General features: G+C 69.5%; 16 protein-coding genes and 1 pseudogene. 10 read left to right on the forward strand and 7 right to left on the reverse strand.

Annotated elements, in window-relative coordinates; genetic code table 11:
- The first annotated feature begins 587 nt into the window (after window positions 1-587).
- The 5 genes from B1H19_RS35280 (at window position 588) to B1H19_RS35300 (ending at window position 5,346) form a co-directional block, all read left to right on the forward strand.
- Window positions 588-1,370: an MHYT domain-containing protein gene (locus B1H19_RS35280; protein WP_083108941.1), complete on the forward strand. Its 783-nt coding sequence runs from the start codon at window positions 588-590 to the stop codon at window positions 1,368-1,370.
- Window positions 1,371-1,526: 156 nt separating this feature from the next.
- Window positions 1,527-3,923 carry a sensor histidine kinase gene (locus B1H19_RS35285; RefSeq protein WP_237289685.1) on the forward strand — a complete coding sequence of 799 codons (2,397 nt, stop codon included), beginning with the start codon at window positions 1,527-1,529 and terminating at the stop codon, window positions 3,921-3,923.
- Complete coding sequence (locus tag B1H19_RS35290) at window positions 3,920-4,339, forward strand: roadblock/LC7 domain-containing protein (RefSeq protein ID WP_083108943.1); 420 nt, start codon at window positions 3,920-3,922, stop codon at window positions 4,337-4,339. Before B1H19_RS35285 ends, B1H19_RS35290 begins: the two co-directional genes overlap by 4 nt.
- Window positions 4,340-4,349: 10 nt before the next feature.
- A complete protein-coding gene (locus B1H19_RS35295) occupies window positions 4,350-4,730 on the forward strand; it encodes a DUF742 domain-containing protein (RefSeq protein WP_083108944.1) in 381 nt (126 codons plus the stop codon).
- Window positions 4,711-5,346 (forward strand): GTP-binding protein, encoded by a 636-nt coding sequence (locus tag B1H19_RS35300; protein ID WP_237289686.1) that lies wholly within the window; start codon window positions 4,711-4,713, stop codon window positions 5,344-5,346. The genes B1H19_RS35295 and B1H19_RS35300 overlap by 20 nt, the downstream gene beginning before the upstream one ends.
- 341 nt (window positions 5,347-5,687) lie before the next feature.
- Here B1H19_RS35300 and B1H19_RS35310 read toward each other — a convergent pair whose 3' ends face one another.
- Window positions 5,688-6,014 carry an FKBP-type peptidyl-prolyl cis-trans isomerase gene (locus B1H19_RS35310; protein ID WP_083108945.1) on the reverse strand — a complete coding sequence of 109 codons (327 nt, stop codon included), beginning with the start codon at window positions 6,012-6,014 and terminating at the stop codon, window positions 5,688-5,690.
- Between the two features lie 956 nt (window positions 6,015-6,970).
- Between B1H19_RS35310 and B1H19_RS35315 the strand changes: the two genes are divergently transcribed.
- Both B1H19_RS35315 and B1H19_RS40170 read left to right on the forward strand, forming a co-directional pair.
- A complete protein-coding gene (locus tag B1H19_RS35315; RefSeq protein WP_083108946.1) occupies window positions 6,971-7,393 on the forward strand; it encodes a YjbQ family protein in 423 nt (140 codons plus the stop codon).
- A gap of 269 nt (window positions 7,394-7,662) precedes the next feature.
- Entirely contained in the window at window positions 7,663-7,932 is a 270-nt protein-coding gene (locus B1H19_RS40170; RefSeq protein ID WP_237289687.1) for a recombinase family protein, read from the forward strand.
- A gap of 146 nt (window positions 7,933-8,078) precedes the next feature.
- Here the strand turns inward: B1H19_RS40170 and B1H19_RS39100 are convergent, their stop codons facing one another.
- Window positions 8,079-8,216 carry a hypothetical protein gene (locus B1H19_RS39100; protein WP_162500693.1) on the reverse strand — a complete coding sequence of 46 codons (138 nt, stop codon included), beginning with the start codon at window positions 8,214-8,216 and terminating at the stop codon, window positions 8,079-8,081.
- 317 nt (window positions 8,217-8,533) lie between these two features.
- Complete coding sequence (locus tag B1H19_RS40175; protein WP_237289964.1) at window positions 8,534-8,959, reverse strand: hypothetical protein; 426 nt, start codon at window positions 8,957-8,959, stop codon at window positions 8,534-8,536.
- Here B1H19_RS40175 and B1H19_RS35330 point away from each other — a divergent pair.
- Complete coding sequence (locus B1H19_RS35330) at window positions 8,859-9,173, forward strand: AQJ64_40280 family protein (protein WP_237289948.1); 315 nt, start codon at window positions 8,859-8,861, stop codon at window positions 9,171-9,173. The genes B1H19_RS40175 and B1H19_RS35330 overlap by 101 nt on opposite strands.
- Window positions 9,174-9,255: 82 nt before the next feature.
- Here the strand turns inward: B1H19_RS35330 and B1H19_RS35335 are convergent, their stop codons facing one another.
- From B1H19_RS35335 to B1H19_RS35345, 3 genes are all read right to left on the reverse strand, one after another.
- Entirely contained in the window at window positions 9,256-9,828 is a 573-nt protein-coding gene (locus B1H19_RS35335; protein ID WP_335755953.1) for a luciferase domain-containing protein, read from the reverse strand.
- A gap of 407 nt (window positions 9,829-10,235) precedes the next feature.
- Complete coding sequence (locus B1H19_RS35340; RefSeq protein ID WP_083108948.1) at window positions 10,236-11,324, reverse strand: PP2C family protein-serine/threonine phosphatase; 1,089 nt, start codon at window positions 11,322-11,324, stop codon at window positions 10,236-10,238.
- The gene (locus B1H19_RS35345; RefSeq protein WP_237289688.1) at window positions 11,270-12,550 is read right to left on the reverse strand and encodes a phosphate/phosphite/phosphonate ABC transporter substrate-binding protein; all 1,281 of its coding nucleotides are present in this window, start codon (window positions 12,548-12,550) and stop codon (window positions 11,270-11,272) included. The genes B1H19_RS35340 and B1H19_RS35345 overlap by 55 nt, the downstream gene beginning before the upstream one ends.
- Window positions 12,551-12,676: 126 nt before the next feature.
- On the opposite strand from B1H19_RS35345, the gene B1H19_RS35350 reads away from it, so the two are divergent.
- Together B1H19_RS35350 and B1H19_RS40180 are read left to right on the forward strand one after the other, a co-directional pair.
- A complete protein-coding gene (locus B1H19_RS35350; RefSeq protein WP_083108949.1) occupies window positions 12,677-13,294 on the forward strand; it encodes a TetR/AcrR family transcriptional regulator in 618 nt (205 codons plus the stop codon).
- Between the two features lie 592 nt (window positions 13,295-13,886).
- Window positions 13,887-14,021: pseudogene (locus B1H19_RS40180) on the forward strand (3-beta hydroxysteroid dehydrogenase); the annotation flags it as partial.
- Window positions 14,022-14,142: 121 nt separating this feature from the next.
- Here the strand turns inward: B1H19_RS40180 and B1H19_RS35360 are convergent.
- Window positions 14,143-15,606, reverse strand: a complete 1,464-nt coding sequence (locus B1H19_RS35360) for a YibE/F family protein (protein WP_083108950.1) — start codon at window positions 15,604-15,606, stop codon at window positions 14,143-14,145.
- Window positions 15,607-16,313 lie beyond the last annotated feature (707 nt).

Here is a 16,313-nt window from a genome sequence, read left to right on the forward strand (position 1 = left end):
GAGGATGTTCATCTGGCTTTTTCTCCTTGAAGCATGTGTGTGGGACCAACTCTCCGGCCCAGCAAGGGATGTCGACCGGAGGCGCGGTGACGGTCTGCAGCCCGTCGCTTGCGCCCCGTAAGCATCACTCGATGCGTTGCGTTTGCGAAAGTCCTTTCAGGATCGACCACGCTTTCTAGCGAACACTCGCGCGTGCGTTCGTTTGTTCCCATGTTTCCGACTGGTGTCGAGCGGATGACGCGCCGCCAGGTCGCCCCTATCGGCCCGCTTTTTCCCTTTCGGGACGCATAGCGGGATCACACCCCGTGACGGCCGCGATGTCCCGTGAGCTTTCTCATTGGCGATTTTTCTTGCCGAAATCGCGGCCGGCTGTCAGTGATCCGGAATTGACGCGCAATCAGAAGTGCCGGTGCCGGGCAATGACGGACATTTACCGGCGCCGCTGCCACGGAACTCGCCAGTAGTGCCACGCTGGGTGAAATCATCCGTATTCCCACGCGAATCGCTCGCGAGATGTGCACGACTTTCACAAGACGATCACGTGTTAGCGTCCGTCGCCGCGAACCGAATCCGCGAAAGGAAACTCCGTGGGCCACATGCACCACTTCAGCGCGGGCTGGGTATCCCCGGTCCTCGCCTATGCGATGGCGTGCGTAGGATCCGCCCTCGGTCTGCGCTGCACGGTGAGGGCGCTCGCCGCCACCGGCCGCGCCCGGCGCAACTGGCTGCTGACCGCCTCCGTCGCCATCGGTTCCGGCATCTGGACCATGCACTTCATCGGGATGCTCGGATTCGGCGTCACCGGCACCCCGATCCGCTACGACGTCCCGCGTACCGTCCTCAGCCTGCTGGTCGCCATGGCGGTCGTCGGCGCCGGCGTCTTCGCCGTCGGCCACGGCCAGGCACGGCTGCGCTCGCTGCTGCTCGGCGGTCTGGGCACGGGCGTGGGCGTGGCGGCCATGCACTACCTGGGCATGGCCGCGATGCGTCTGCACGGCCACGTCACCTACGACCCGGCCCTGGTCGCGCTCTCCGTCCTCATCGCCGTCGCCGCGGCAACGGCCGCACTGTGGGCCGCGCTCAGCGTGCGCGGCGCGGTCGGCGCGGCCGTCGCCTCCGTGGTGATGGGGCTCGCCGTCACCAGCATGCACTACACCGCAATGGCCGCCGTACGCATCCGGCTGGCGCCCTCCCGCGCACCGCTTCCCGGTGTGACTCCCATGGAATTCATCTTTCCCCTGACCGTCGTCCTCGGCTCATTTCTCTTTCTCACCGTGGCCTTTGTCGCATTGTCGCCGACCGCCCAGGAACGTGCCGCATCCGCCTCCGCACAATCGCTCCGCGAAGCCGAACTCCCCGCTTCTCTCTGACCCCTTGAGGATTTCATGCACGCACCACAGAGCACGGGCCATTCCGGGCCCGAAGGGGGAACGCCGCCGCCCAAGTCCGGTAATGCGGGCGGCAATTACAGCCGCCACCGGACGGCCCGCCGCGCGCCACAACGGGCGCTTCGCACCCCTTTCGTGATGCCCCGGCTGATGCCCCGGTCCGTACGGTCGAAGATCGTCGCGCTGCTGATGGTCCCCGTCGTCTCGCTGATCGCCCTGTGGGCCTTCGCCACCGTCACCTCCGCGCGCAGCGTCTCCGATCTCAACCGGCTCAAGGAGATCGACACCACCCTGGTGATCCCCGTCGGTGACTTCATCGCCGCCGTACAGGACGAACGCGGCGCCGCGGCCCGCGCCGTCGCCGCCCCCGACGCCGAACGGCAGCAGACCCTGCGCGACCGCCGGCGGGCCACCGACGCCGCCGCGACCGCACTGCGCGACGGCGTCAACGGCGGCAGCGCCGACGCCGCCGACGTCGATCCCCAGCTGCCCGGCCGCATTGACCGCCTGATGGGCGACGCCGCCCGACTGACCGCGCTCCGCGCCCGGCACACCACCGGCAAGGACGCCACCGACCGTACGACCGGCGCCTACAGCGAGATCGTCGACCACGGCCTGGCCACCCTCGGCGCGCTGTCCGGCCTCCAGAACCCGCCCGGCGCCTCGCAGCCGCGCATCGTCCTCGAACTCGCCCGCGCCCGCGACGCCCTCTCCCGCGAGGACGCGGTCCTGGGCGCCGCCCAGGCGGCCGGCCGGATGTCGCCCGCCCAGTTCGACGCCTTCACCGGCGCGGCACACACCCAGCGCGACCTGTTCGCCGGAGCCGTCGACGACCTGGCCCCCGCCGACGCCGCCGCCTACCACCGGATCCTCAACGGCACCGCCTACCGCGACCTGCGGACCGCCGAGGACGCCGTACGCGACGCCGGTCCCGGCACCCGCGCCGCCACCGCCGTCCCCGCCGCAAACTGGAGCGACGCCCACGGCGCAGTGCTGCGCGCCCTGCGCACCGCAGAGCGCTCGGCGGGCACCGCCGCGGCCCGCACCGCCGACCCGCTGTCCCTCGGCACGCTCGGCGGCTCCGGCCTCGCCGTGGTCCTGGGCCTGGCAGGTGTGCTGCTCTCCCTGCTCATCTCCGTCAAGATCGGCCGGGGGCTCGTCATCGAGCTGGAGGAGCTGCGGAACTCCGCCCTGCGCGTCGCGGGCCGTGACCTGCCCCGGTCGCTGCGGCGGCTGTACGCGGGCAAGTCCGTGGACATCGACGCCGTCGCCCCGCTGCCCGCCGACCGCGGCACCGGTCGCGACGAGGTGGGCCAGGTCGCCGAGGCCCTGGTAGCTGTGCACCGCACCGCGCTCCAGGCCGCGGCCGACCGTGCCGAGGCGCTCAGCGGAATCTCCGGCGTCTACGTCAGCCTCGCCCGCCGCAGCCAGCTGCTGCTGCACCGTCAGCTCGCCCTGCTCGACACCATGGAACGCCGTACCGAGGACCCGGCCGAACTGGAGGACCTCTTCCGGCTCGACCACCTCACCACCCGGATGCGCCGGCACGCCGAGAGCCTGATCATCCTCTCCGGTGCCGCGCCCGGCCGCGGCTGGCGGCATCCCGTACCGCTGCTGGACGTGGTACGGGCCGCAGTCGCCGAGGTCGAGGACTTCGCACGGGTCGAGGTGAATGCCGTAGCCGAGGTCCGGCTGGTCGGCGGCGCGGTCGCCGACCTGACCCATCTGCTGGCCGAACTGGTCGAGAACGCCGTGACGTTCTCCGCGCCGCACACCAGGGTGCAGGTCCAGGCCGAGCGGGTGGGCACCGGCCTCGTCCTGGAGATCCACGACCGCGGGCTCGGCATGAGCACCGAGGCACTGGAGGAGGCCAACCGCCGGATCGTCGACGCCGACGAGATCGACCTCCTGGACACCGAACGGCTCGGCCTCTTCGTGGTCAACCGCCTCGCCCATCGCCAGCAGGCACGGGTGACGCTCCAGCCGTCGGCCTACGGCGGCGTCACCGCCGTGGTGCTGCTGCCCGACGACGTACTGGCCGAGGGCGCGCCGGACGACGGGGGAGCGCACGTGGAGATGACCTCGCTGTACCACCGGCGGCGCCCGGCCAGGGCGCGGGCACTCGGCGCCGCGATCCGCCGGCCCGCCGCGCTCCCCGCGGCGCCCGAGCCGCCCGTACGGACCGCACCCGCCCCGGAGGCGCCCATGACCGAGCGGCCCGCGCCGCCGGAGCCCGCCCGGGCCGACCTCGACGGCCCCCTGCCCCGCCGCGTCCGCCAGGCCAGCCTCGCGCCGGCCCTGCGCGACGACCCCCAGCACAAGCCGGAGTGGGTTCCCCGCACCGAAGACACCCCCGCACCGCGCCGCTCCCCGGAACAGGCCCGCGCCACCATGGCGTCCCTGCGCGCCGGCTGGACCCGCGGCCGCGCCGCGACGGCGCCGCACGACGGTGCCACCGGGGCGGCCACCCCCGACGACGCCAACCCTGACGACGCCGCCCCCGGCCACGACCCCCAAGGAGAAACCACCCCATGACCACCGACCAGCACCAGCACCCTCACCTCTCCGGTGAACTCAACTGGCTTCTGGACGACTTGGTGTCCCGGGTACTGGAGATCCGCTGCGCCGTCGTCCTGTCCGGCGACGGCCTGGCCGTCGGCACGTCCAACGGGCTGACCCGCGACGACAGCGAACGCTTCGCCGCCATCGCCTCCGGCTTCCACAGCCTCTCCAAGGGCGTCGCCCGGCATTTCGCGGCCGGCCAGGTCATCCAGACCATGGTCGAGCTGGAGGGCGGCTTCCTCTTCGTCGTGGCGGCGGGGGACGGCTCCTGCCTGGGCGTGTTCAGCAGCGCCGAGGCCGATATCGGCCTGATCGCCTACGAGATGGCCCGCCTGGTCAAGCGCGTCGGCGAGCACCTCGGCACGCCCGAGCGCGCCGGAGTGGAGTGACCGGCCGCCCATGAGCGACACCACCCCGCACTGGTACGACGACGAAGCGGGGCCGATGGTCCGGCTCTATGCGATGACCGCGGGGCGGGCCCGGCCCAGCAGCGAGGCTTTCGCGCTGATGGCCGTCGTGCAGGCCGAAACCCGCCCCGACACCGGCGACCCGCCGGCGCTCTCGCCCGAGCAGCGGGCCATCCTCACCCTGTGCGGCGAGCGCCCCCGCCCGGTGGCCGAGATCGCCTCCGACTCCGGACTGCCCCTGGGGGTGGTCCGCGTCCTGCTGAGCGATCTGCTGGCCGCGGAACTGATCCGCGTCAACCGCCCCGTTCCGCCGGCCCAGTTGCCTGCCACGCACCTTCTCAAGGAAGTGATTGATGGACTCCGCGCGCTCTGATTCCGTGCGCTCCCACCCCCCGGGCTCCGCCCCCGCCTCCTCCTTCATGGCCCTGAAGATCCTGGTGGCCGGCGGTTTCGGCGTCGGCAAGACGACCCTCGTCGGCTCCGTCAGCGAGATCCGCCCGCTCAGCACGGAGGAGCGGCTGACCGAGGCCGGCCGCCCCGTCGACTCGCTCGACGGCGTCCAGCACAAGACCACCACGACCGTGGCGATGGATTTCGGCCGGATCACCCTCCACGACGACCTGGCGCTGTATTTGTTCGGCACCCCGGGCCAGGACCGCTTCTGGTTCCTCTGGGACGAGCTGGCGCAGGGCGCCCTCGGCGCGGTGGTGCTCGCCGACACCCGCCGCCTGGCCGACTGCTTCTCGGCCATCGACTACTTCGAGCACCGCGCCATCCCCTTCGTCGTCGCCGTCAACTGCTTCGACGGCGCCCGCACCCACAGCCCCGACGAGGTCGCCCGCGCCCTGGACCTCGACCCGGGCACCCCCGTGCTGCTGTGCGACGCACGCGACCGCGCGTCCTGCAAGGAGGTGCTGATCGGCCTGGTCGAGCATGCGGCCGCGTCGTACGAGGCGCGGCTGCGGCCTGGGGCGGGATCGGGCGGCTGATCACCGGGTGGCGGGGCGGTGGTGGTGCGGTGGCGTGCGTCGGGAGTTGCCGGGTGTTGGCGGGTGCCGCGTACGGCGGCCCGGCCCGCCCGATTGGCGCCGATGGTGCTGGCCGACGGCCCGTAGCCGACGAGAGGCACCCGTGCTTCGCGCAGCGCGCGGGTGCCCGCCATCCGGATGCCGCCGGCCGCCTCGCGCCGCTTGAGCGGCGCGAGGCGGCCGGCGGTGGCGCGGAACCCGGTCGCGTACAGGATGACGTCGGCCGCGTCCGTCACGGGAGCGGGCGGAGGGGCCGCACCCTGGGGAGTTGTCATTCCGCGCGAACTCCACTCGGTGGCCGATTAGTTGATCTTGAGCAGCTCTACGTCGAAGATGAGCGTGGAGTGGGGAGGAATGACCCCCGGGACGCCCCTGGCCCCATAGCCGTAGTCCGGGGTGATAGTGAGCTTTGCGCGCTCCCCCAACGACATCTGGGGAACCCCTTCGTCCCACCCCTTGATCAGCTGGCCGATGCCGATGTCGCAGACGAACGGCTCGTTCCGATCACGGCTTGAGTCGAACTTTTGCCCGCTTTCAAGCGTTCCGGTGTAGTGCATGGTGATGGAGTCACCTGCCTTGGGGAAGTTCTTGCCGTCCCCAGCCTTGATGACTTCCCTGGTTACGCCCATGTCGGCACCCCTTCAGTGATGGTCTGCCAGACCCTACCGAAGGGTGATCACTGCCACACACGTACAGGGCGGTGGTCGGTCCTTCCGCGCCGACGGGGGCGTGGGGGCACGGCGACTCGGCAACAGCGGGTGTCCAGGCCGGGGGCAGCGGAGTGACATCCGGCGGGCGCTGACGCGGCTTCAGTCTCTGGGAGGTTCCAACGTCACCGGGCCTGGACCGCTGGGACGCGGAATTCGTGGTTCACGCACGCCGGCCTGGCCGCCATCATCGTCACCCGCCTCGGTGATGTCCTCCGGGCGGAGCTCGGAGGCTGAAGGACCGTACTTCAACCGGCGGGATACCTTCCGACGCTTGACCACACCGTCCTCCTCATCAGGTCGGTTTCATCGGAGACTTGAGATGTCTGCTCGACAGCTGTGGAACGTGTGAGGCCCCTTGGATGATTCCCGCGTGTGGACGGGATCCCGGCTGTGGACATGAGCGGCGACGTGCAGGGCGCAGACGACCACTCAAGGAGCGTCCCCGTCGGAAGCGGTGACGCGGTGACGGCCCCCAGCGGCGACGGCCCCTGTCCCGGTCTGTTCCTTCGCTTGAAGGAGGACGGGCGGGACGGGCGCGCGGGCCTCTGTCAAACCGCAGCCCGGAGACCTGGACCTCGGATGCCTGGCCGCCCTGGCCGAGTACGTGAACACCACGAACCTGGCATTCATGGACCCGGATTGGTCGATGGCCCGGGACTGCGCGCTCCGCCGCTCCGCCGCTTCGGCTTGGACGCGGGGCGTGCGGCGCACCTCGGCTTGGCGGCCCGTCCGATCGGACCCGTCCAGGCAGGCGGCCAGGGTGGAAGCGCCTACCGGCTGTCCCTCCGCCTACAGGGCGGCCGCGACTGCCCGGAGTCTCTTCAGCGTCCGCGCCGCTTACCCGTGGGGTTGGCCGTCTCTGAGAAGATCCGCGCATGGCTGAGAGCTTCACGACACGAGAGATCGACGTCAGGACCGGCTCGCAAGAGACGGTCTACGACCTGACCGGGGAGTGCACGTCGTTCTTGCGGCAGGTTGCCCAGGACCGGGACGGGTTGCTGAATGTCTTTGCACCTCACGCGACCATGGGAGTAGCGCTGCTGGAGACGGGGGCGGGCAGTGACGAGGATCTGCTGTCCGCTCTCCGCGATCTGCTTCCGGCGGATGACCGATGGCGGCACAAGCACGGGAGCCCCGGCCATGGCCGTGACCACGTGCTTCCTGCCCTCGTGCCACCGCACGCCACGTTGCCCGTGGTCGGGGGTGAGCTGGCCCTTGGAACCTGGCAGTCCGTCTGCCTCGTGGATACCAATAAAGACAATGTCAACCGTCAGGTTCGACTGAGCTTCCTGGGCTGATCAAGATCGTCCTGGGTGTGGCCGCGAAATCTCCGTACCTTGCGTGTTCGAAACGGAGAAGGCTTGCGCGGTACGGACCTGGACATGATCGAACGACCCTACGACGGATGCGGAAAATGCCTGCTCGGTGTGCGGCGGCTTTCCCGCATGAAGCTGGCCACATCCTCCCCGGAGCGCCAGCGGGAGGATGTGCTGACGGCCGCCGCGTCCGTCGGCGGCCACATCACGGCTGGGCCGATGACTGGGAGGTCTCGGGCGTCACGGATCCGATGACGAGGCCCCGGCTCGGCCCATGGCTCCCGGACGAGCGGGGCCCGTACGACGGGCTGGTGGCGGCTGCCGTTGACCGGCTCGGTCGTAACGTCGTCGACTGGCTGAACACCGGTTACAAGATGCGTGACGAGACGAGGTTGCTCGTCACGTACGGCCACGAAGGCCCGTGGGATCTGGACGATCAGGTCGACGAGAACCGCTTCACCATGGAGGCGTCCGTCGTACGGATTCCAGCACGTCCGGACAGTGATGGGCGGCAAGGTTGATCACGTTGTGCAGCATCCGCATGCCGCCACCGTGATCCGGAACGTCGCTCGGCGGATACTCGCCGATCCCGAGAACGTCACCACGAGCAGCGAAGCCGCCCGCCTCAACAGGGAGGGGGAGCTCGCTCCGGTCGATCATCTGGCCGTCATGTACGGCAGGCCGGCCGGCGGCCAGGGTCGTCCGCCGAGTCCGGATCCACGACGTTGCCGTGCCACTCGCCGGTGGCCAGGGCTACGCAGACGTACTCGGCCACGTCCTCGTCGTACGACGGAAGTCCCAGCAATTGCAGAGGTTCTTGATCGGGCAAGGTCACCGCAAGGTCCCGGTTGACAAGGGCAAGAGCCTCGTCTCACAGCGGGTACTCGCCAAGCGCAACCCGGCGGGGCTCAGGGAGATCGAAGAGAGCACTCATGGAGACCATCCTGGAGGACGGGGCAGACGGCGCCCACCCTGCACCACGCCGCAAGTCGCCAACCACCAGCGGCGCGGCACCCGCAGGAGCAGGCTGCACGCGGATGCTGTTCCGCTCATGGCCGGTTGCCCCCAGTCCAGGCAGCGGCGGCGGTGGCGAACCAGATGCGGATGAGCGGTGGCCGGTGATCAGGGGCAGATGCGGCGGGCCCGGTTGCCGTACTCCGTCATGAGCAGTTCGGTGAGGAGGTCGCGGCAGGTCATCTGTCCTTGGTCGCTGGGTCGACCGGTCTCGGTGAACTCGTGGCGGATCGAGGTCAGTTGCAGCTGCGGCAGGCGTTGTCCGGTGCGGGCAACCTTGGCGAGCGCCAGGCGGTCTTGCCGGATGCCGACCACGTGCATGGGGGCGGAAGACGATGTGCCGAGTGCCTGAGCGAGGGTGGAGATGACCGAACTCAACACCGTGGTGACGTGGGTTGACGCACGCGAGAGGCTGCCTCGGGACGGGGCACCGGTGGCAGCAGCGATCACGGGCCGGTATCCGGCTGACAGCTCCACTGAGGCCAACACGGCATGGGGTGAGGAATTTTGGCTGGTGAGGCCGATGGTCTTCACGACTCTGCACTTCAGTGAGGACGGGGCGGAGCACCGGGACTGCTTCGTCGACTCCGACGGCGTTGTCCGCTTGCCCTACGGACTCACCCGCGCCGAAACCGTGACGCACTGGGCCGAGCTGCCCACCCTGCCGGGCGGGATGACGCACCTCGTCCTAGGGGACGACGTGCCGTCAGCTCTCGACCACGCGTGGGACGCTCGCCCCCTCACCTGATCCACGTCCTGCTCGGACGCGTGGCGGGCGTGCCTACGTAGCCGGTCGGCCTGTAGGAGCCGACTACGGTCGACGGCCCCTTCTACTCCGTAATGCCGTCCGGAGCTTTGCCCGTTCGGCCCCACCTCATGGGTCGTGCCCTCCGGCCTGGACGGCGGTGGGGCGATTGCAGGGATCCCAGGGTGCAGGGGTCCGTTGGGGCTGCTTCGGCCAGGTCCGATCGGCTTCCGGTCGCGAGTAGCGCGGCGCTGACGAGCGTGGCGAGCAGGTCGATGTCGGAGCCCGCTTCGAGCCGGACCGTGATCCAGCCGGATGCTGTGGGCAGCTTGATGGCGCTCGACTTCCGCAGTGCCGGGCGCAGCCGTTCGATCATGCCGTGGGTCAGGTGTACGTCGACCTCGTTGCCGCCATGGAAGTGGACGATCTCCTGGGCGCCGGCGCATAGGCAATGTCGGGCCCCGCAACACGCACGACCCCGCGAGAGCGCCGGCCAATCGGCGAGACGTGCGTTCGCGTGTTCGGCCAAATTCATATCGTCAGACTGCCCACTCCTGGCCCAAGGCAATAGGGCTGCGGTGAAGGGATCTCGGGACCGGGCGGGGCAGCGACGGTCACGGCGGGCAAAGCTGTGCACAGCTTGTCGCTTGCCCTTCATCGGCCGTCCACGGCCTTGGTGGCCATCGGGTCAAGGCTGGAATGTCGAGTAGGCCGAGATGTCGAGACGTTCAGCGCCGTGCACGCGATGGGTCACCGTCGAACCGACCTGCGGCCGAAAACGGGGGGCCGCAGGTTGGTCCTGCCTGTGGAGAGGCCCGAGGGAGACGGGGCGTCGCACATGCTGTAACGCCCTCCTCGACGGAGCAGCCAGGCCGTCGCGGCATCGAACGGGTGCCGGCCCAGGCGGCCGGGAAGTAAGCGGGTCCACGACGCATCCGATCTGGAAGGTGCGCGCGGCGGTCGGGCGCACCGTCATTGCACGCGGCAACGACCTCGACGAGGCCACGGGCGCCCGTACCCCCACGCGGTCCACACGTTCTCCCCGGCGACTGATCGGCCTGTCCTTCACGACGATGAGTGCATGCGCTGGATGGCGAGGAGGGCGGCGTCGTCGCCGAGGGAACCTTCCGCATGGGCGAGGAGGTCCCGCTGGATGTTCTGGACGAGGGCGTCCGGACTGCTCCTGGTCCATTGAGCGACTCGCTGGGCCAACGGGTAGAAGGCGTTATTGCGGTCACGGGCCTCGATGACGCCGTCGGTGTAGAGCAGGAGCGTGTCACCGGTCTGGAAGGCGAATTCGTCGAGGGCGTGGGTGTCCGGGCCGAGGCCGCACATGCCGAGCGGGGGTGCGGGCTGGGAGCTCGCGGCCGTGGTGACGCCGCCCTGGCTGACGAGCAAGGGCGGCGGGTGACCGCAGTGCGTCATGCGGGCCACGGGTTCGTGATCGGGGATCTCCAGCAGCAGCGCGGTGATGAAGTGTTCGGGCGCTTCCTCGTCCCCCTCGGGGAAGTGGGTCAGGTAACGGCAGACGCTGCGGTCCAGGGCAGAAGCGAGCGCCGGCAGGGTGGTGTGCTGGTGGGCGGCCTCCTGGAAGGCGCCGAGCAGGGTGGCCGCTTCACCGACCGAGGCCAGGCCCTTGCCCCGTACGTCCCCGATGATCACGCGGGTGCCGGAATCGGTGCGGGTCACCGCATACAGATCACCACCGATACACGCTTCCTCCTCGGCGGCCAGGTACGAAGAGCCGAACCGCAGCGGGCCGAGCCGGTGCGGCAGCGGACGCAGCAGGGCCCGCTGTGCGGCCTCGGAGACCGACCGCACCTGAGCCAGCTCCCGCTTACGACGCTCCCGGACCATGCAGACGAGGACGACGAAGACTGAGAGCACGCTGAGCGCGATGATCTGCGCCACGTGATTGCTGGTCGTCAGACCGCCATGGAGCACGGCGATCACGACTTGGGCCGCCACCGCCAGGGCGCCGATCAACGCGGTGGTCCACGGACCGCTGAAGGAAGCGGCGAGGGCGGGCGCGATGACCAGCAATGGGCCGAGGTGGATGTTCTGCGGAGATTGGATGTCCACCACGGTGATCACAACGATCAGGCCCAGGGGAATAGCCACCAGCGCATGGCTGGAGTGCCATAGCTGCTGCATCCGTGCGAGGCGCTGCCCCAGGCGACCTGTCTGCATGTCTCCAATGTGCATGATGCGTCCGGGAACGGGCGTTCCGGCGGGCCGCGGACCACCCCGGTGGCGCCCTTGCGTTTCACGAGTCGACTGGGGCCTGTTGCGAAAGTGCTGGTCATAGCCAATCGGCACGCGGCCGTGACGACGACCAGTCCCGCCTTCTCGGATGGACAAGCCCGAAACGCCGTTGCTGCCCGACTCAGGTGTCGAGGAGTTCCGGCACGAAGATGTCCTCGCACGTCAGCTGTCGCTTCGACAGGCCCTGCTCGTGGTGGTAGCGCAAGAAGGTGTCGATGGCCTTGCGGTTCGCGGCGACGCCGTAGGGCCACCAGTCGTCGCCGAGCAGCCGACGGTTCTGCTCGAACAGCGTGCTGAACCACGGCGTGATGACGCTCATGTGCTGCTTGGTGGCGTCGTCGAGGTACTTGCGCTCGGCGAGTGTCTTGGCTTGCGCGAAGGCGTCGTACACGGCCCGTGCGAGGCCCGGCCGATATGCCAGTTCTCTGCGGATCGCGATGATGTGCATAGGGGGGGAAGATCCCGGTGCGGCGGTAGTAGTCGCGCTCCACGGCCTCGTAGTCGGGGAACAGGCGGGCGACCTTCGGGGAGCCGTCCAGCACCGCCTGCGGTACGTCGACGGAGATCAGTGCGTCGATCTCGCCGTATTCGAGCATGGCGCCCAGGGTCTGGCCGTCCTCCGCGTGGCGCACGTCGACGCCGTCCGGGACGGGCTGCGGGACCCAGTCGAAGGCGGGGAGGGGGTGGTTGGTGCCGCCGATGACCCAGCGGCACTGGTCGGGGGTCACGCCGTACTCGTCGGCCAGGATGCCCTTCGGCCAGATCCCGGCGTCGTGGCCGTAGAGAGCGAACTCGCCGACGGTCCTGCCGGCCAGGTCCTGCGGCTTCACGATCCCGGCGGCGGTGTTCACGAAGATCGCCGAGTGGCGGAAGTTGCGGTTCGGCAGGATCGGCAGCGCCAGAAACGGCGCGTCGTCGAGGTCGAAGGTGCGTAGGAAGTAGGTGAGGCCGAACTCGGCGAGGTCGTAGTGTCCCTCGACGGTGCGGCGGAAGATGTCCGACACGAGCGGCGCCGTCTCGAACGTCGCGTCCACCCCGTCGACCGTGACCCGACCGTCGAACAGTGCCTCGGTGTGCTCGTAGGCGTAGACGCCGATGCTCAGCTTGGTGCTCATCAGTGGATCTCCTCTCCGGGAGTCCGTGGAGTGGCCCGCTTCCGTAAATGACCGTTCACTTTAGGGTGTTCCCGGAACGGTAGAGCTGTCAAGATGAATGTTCATTCACGATGAAGGAGGGCGACCATGCCACGCATCACAGCCGAGCGCCGCGAGGCGAAGCGTGCGGAGATCGTCGCTGCGGCCCGTCGTTGCTTCGCCCGCGACGGGTTCCACCAGACCTCCATGCCGGACATCGCCGCGGAGGCGGGCGTCTCGGCCGGCGCGCCATACCGCTACTTCATCAGCAAGGAGGAGATCATCCTCGCTATCGCGGGCGACGCGTTCCGGCTGATCTTCGAACCGGTTGAGCGGCTGGCCGAGAGCGCGGACGCTCCGTCCGTCGCGGAACTGGTGGCCGCCGCGCTCGGCACGATCAGCGGCGAGACGGTGCAGGACGCGGCGGGGCACGAGGTCGCAGTGGAGGAACTGCTGCGCTGCGTCGTGCAGACGTGGGCGGAGGTGCTGCGCAACGACGAGGTACGCGGCCCGGCCGCGGAGGGCTTCGAAAAGGTCCGCGCCACTATCGCCGACGCTCTGCGCCGCGGCCGGGCCGCGGGCACGGTGCCCGCCGCCATGGACCCGGACCGCGCAGCCCGCGTGGTGATGGGGCTGCTGCACGGACTCCTGCTCCAGCGCGTGGCCTTCGGTCTCACGGACACGGCCGGCTTCGCAGACGACCTGCACGGCGGGCTGATCTTGTGATGGGCTATGACCGCGCGAAGGCGGCGTGACACGGGCAGCACGGCGGATGGACACTGGCGCATCGACGAGGAGGGAGGACAAGCTCAGCGTGTGAGCAGGCACCCAGCCGCGACGCCGAGGAAGAGCATGGATCCGAAGAGCAGGCCGATGATCGGATGTAGGCGGTACTTCCGGGTGAACACCCGTGCGCTTTTCGGCCTTTCGGGCAGGTAGGCGACCGGTACATGGGTTCCGAGGGGCAGCCCCGTCCCCGTCGTGGGGGCCGGAACCTGACAGGCCGGCCCTGCCGGTCGGTGAACTCGATGACGGGCGTCGAATAATCGTCCGCCGACGTGTGCTCCTGGTCCACCACCACCCCCTCGGCGTGCAGCCCGTAGCGGCTCAGCCGGATCTGCAGCAGTGCCTCCCGCGCACTGGCCCCCAGATTCACCAGGCCCACCAATACGGCCAGACCGATACCGATCGTTTCACCCGTCATCCGCCCTCTGTTCTCCCTCGCACAGCGCCTGCCTGGAACGGGCCGCGTATCGGGAGGACGCGGCACTTCACGAAGGTGCGCGGGCGCACCGGCTCCTCGGGCTTACGTGGTCGCCAGGGCGGATTCGCCGGCCTGTTGGCCGACACGGCGCGCCGCACCGGAGTGGCCGGCTGCCCAGGCGACGGCACCCAGCGCTGGCCGGCCGTGCATGCCCTCGATGCAGCGGTCCTTCCACGTCGCGTCATTGATTCGATTGCCCTGCGCGGTGCTCAGGACCCTCGTCGTCTTCCGGCAGCCCAGGCCGATGGCGCGGGCAGCCTCGGTACGCCCGCGGTCCAGAGCGAGGATGTCGGCGTTGACGGGATCGATCTCAACGCTTCCGCCGACGCCTGCCCCGGCCCGCATTCCCTCGGCCGGTCGCCACCGTGCCGGCCGGCGCCGTTTCCTCCTGCGGCCCGGGCCGATCGGCCGCCACCACCAGCGCGGCGAGCGCGGTGGTGACCGGCACCGAGGCGACCAGACCGATCGAGCCCACCAGCGTGCGCACGATCTCCTCGGCCACCAACTCGCTGTTGGCGACCGTGCCCACGCCGCTCTGCGCGATGGAGAAGAGCAGCAGCAGCGGCAGCGCGGCACCGGCGTAGGCGAGGACGAGGGTGTTGACCACGGAGGCGATGTGGTCGCGGCCGATGCGAATGCCTGCCCGGTACAGTCCGCGCCGGCCCATCGAGGGGTTGGCGTCGTGCAGCTCCCAGACGGCGGATGTCTGCGTCACCGTGACGTCGTCGAGCACGCCGAGGGAGCCGATGATGACGCCGGCGAGCAGCAGACCGCTCATGTCGAGCTTCGGATAGAGACTGTGGATCAGGCCGGTGCTGTCGTCCGTGTTGCCGGTGAGGGCGGCCCAGTCGATGAATGTCGAGCCCAGGATGCCGATCAGCGCCAGCGAGAGCAGGGTGCCGAGCACCGCCACCGATGTGCGGGCCGACAGGCCGTGGCACATGTACAGCGCGATCAGCATGATCGCACTTGAGCCGACCACCGCTACGAGCAGTGGATTCGAGCCCTGGAGGACCGCGGGCAGGATGAAGAAGTTCAGCACCATGAAGCTGATGGCCAGCGCGACCAGCGCCATCACGCCGCGCAGCCGACCCACCACCACGACGGCGAGTGCGAAGATTCCGGCCAGCAGGCCCATCGGGAAGCGGCGGTTGACGTCGGTGACCGAGTACTGCAGGCCCTTGGGAGCCGAGGGTGCGTATGCGGCGACGACCTTCTCGCCCTGGTGTAGCTGTCGCGCCTGATCGGGCCGCACGATCTCGGTGAAGGTGCGGCCTTTGTCCTTGCCGGTGTCGACGCGGATCGTGGCCTTGTGGCAGGTGCCGTTCGCCCCTTGCTGCGCCGGATTGCCCCCGGCGGTGGAGGTGTCTCCGGTGGGGGTCTCGCCGGAGGCGTTCGCCGACTTGCAGCTCACCTCGACGGCTTTGGTGACCGTCGCCTGCTGGGTCTGCTGGTCGAAACCGACGCCGGTGCGCTTGTGGGGCGGTGCACTGCCCGGCCACAGCACCACGAGCCCCACCACGACCGCGGCCGTGAAGGGGATCAGGATCGCCGCGATCACCTTGCGCAGGTGCCGGGAGACTGGCGCGGCGGGCCCGTGGCTGTGGCTGTGTCCATGGGTGTGCGCATGTCCGTCACCGTCGGCGCTCGCTCCCGGGCCGTGGCCGGAGCCATGTCCGGCGCCGGTCACCGGTGCGTGCCCGTGGTCGTGGCCTATCGCCTGAGAGGGGACGTGGCCCGCGCCGGCATCGGGTCCGTAGCCGGGGTGAGGCATCGACTCGGGAGGATTCCCGTACCCGTACCCGTAGTTGTGGCCGTAGTCGTGGCCGTACTCGCTCGCACGATCACCTCTGGGTCGGGGCGGTTCGCCGACCCGGTTCCAGTCCCCGGCACTGTGCCGGTCAGCGGTTCCCATGCCGTCTCCCTCGCGGTTGTCCGTGCCCCCTCCGGAGCCGGTCCTGCGCGGCGGCTCTGGGGCAGAGTACGGGAACGGCCGTGCCGTGGTCTCAGTCCGAGCATCGCCGGAAGATCGAGCGTTCCGCTCACTACGTCTGGATCATGAACCTGGCGCGAAGGGGCATGTTCGGGCCGTGGGCCTTTCGCTCCCGGGGCTGGAGAGCCCTTGCGGTGCGTCCTCAATGCAGATGGCCAGAGGCGGCGCACTGGTGCACGGCCTGGCTGACGTCACTTGGCTCGTCGAGCGTGCCGCAGGCGTTGGGCAACGGTCAAAAGGGCGCTGGCGGTTGCTACGCGTCCCGGAGGGGCGTTCGGACTGATCGGCAGAATGAGCCAGCACGGAAGACGCCATCAAAACCCTCCAGGGCAGTACACCTAGCCCCTGCCCAGCACGCGTCGGCCCCTCCATGAAGGGGCCAACCGCATCCTACGGAGAAGCAAAGAATTCCGTCCGGTAGTGCCCGGTAGGGCCCATTCCGGTCTACGTTCCTCCCGCACCCTGTCATGTCACGCTCACTCGGCGTG

The organism is Streptomyces gilvosporeus (genome assembly GCF_002082195.1).
GTDB lineage: Bacteria > Actinomycetota > Actinomycetes > Streptomycetales > Streptomycetaceae > Streptomyces > Streptomyces gilvosporeus.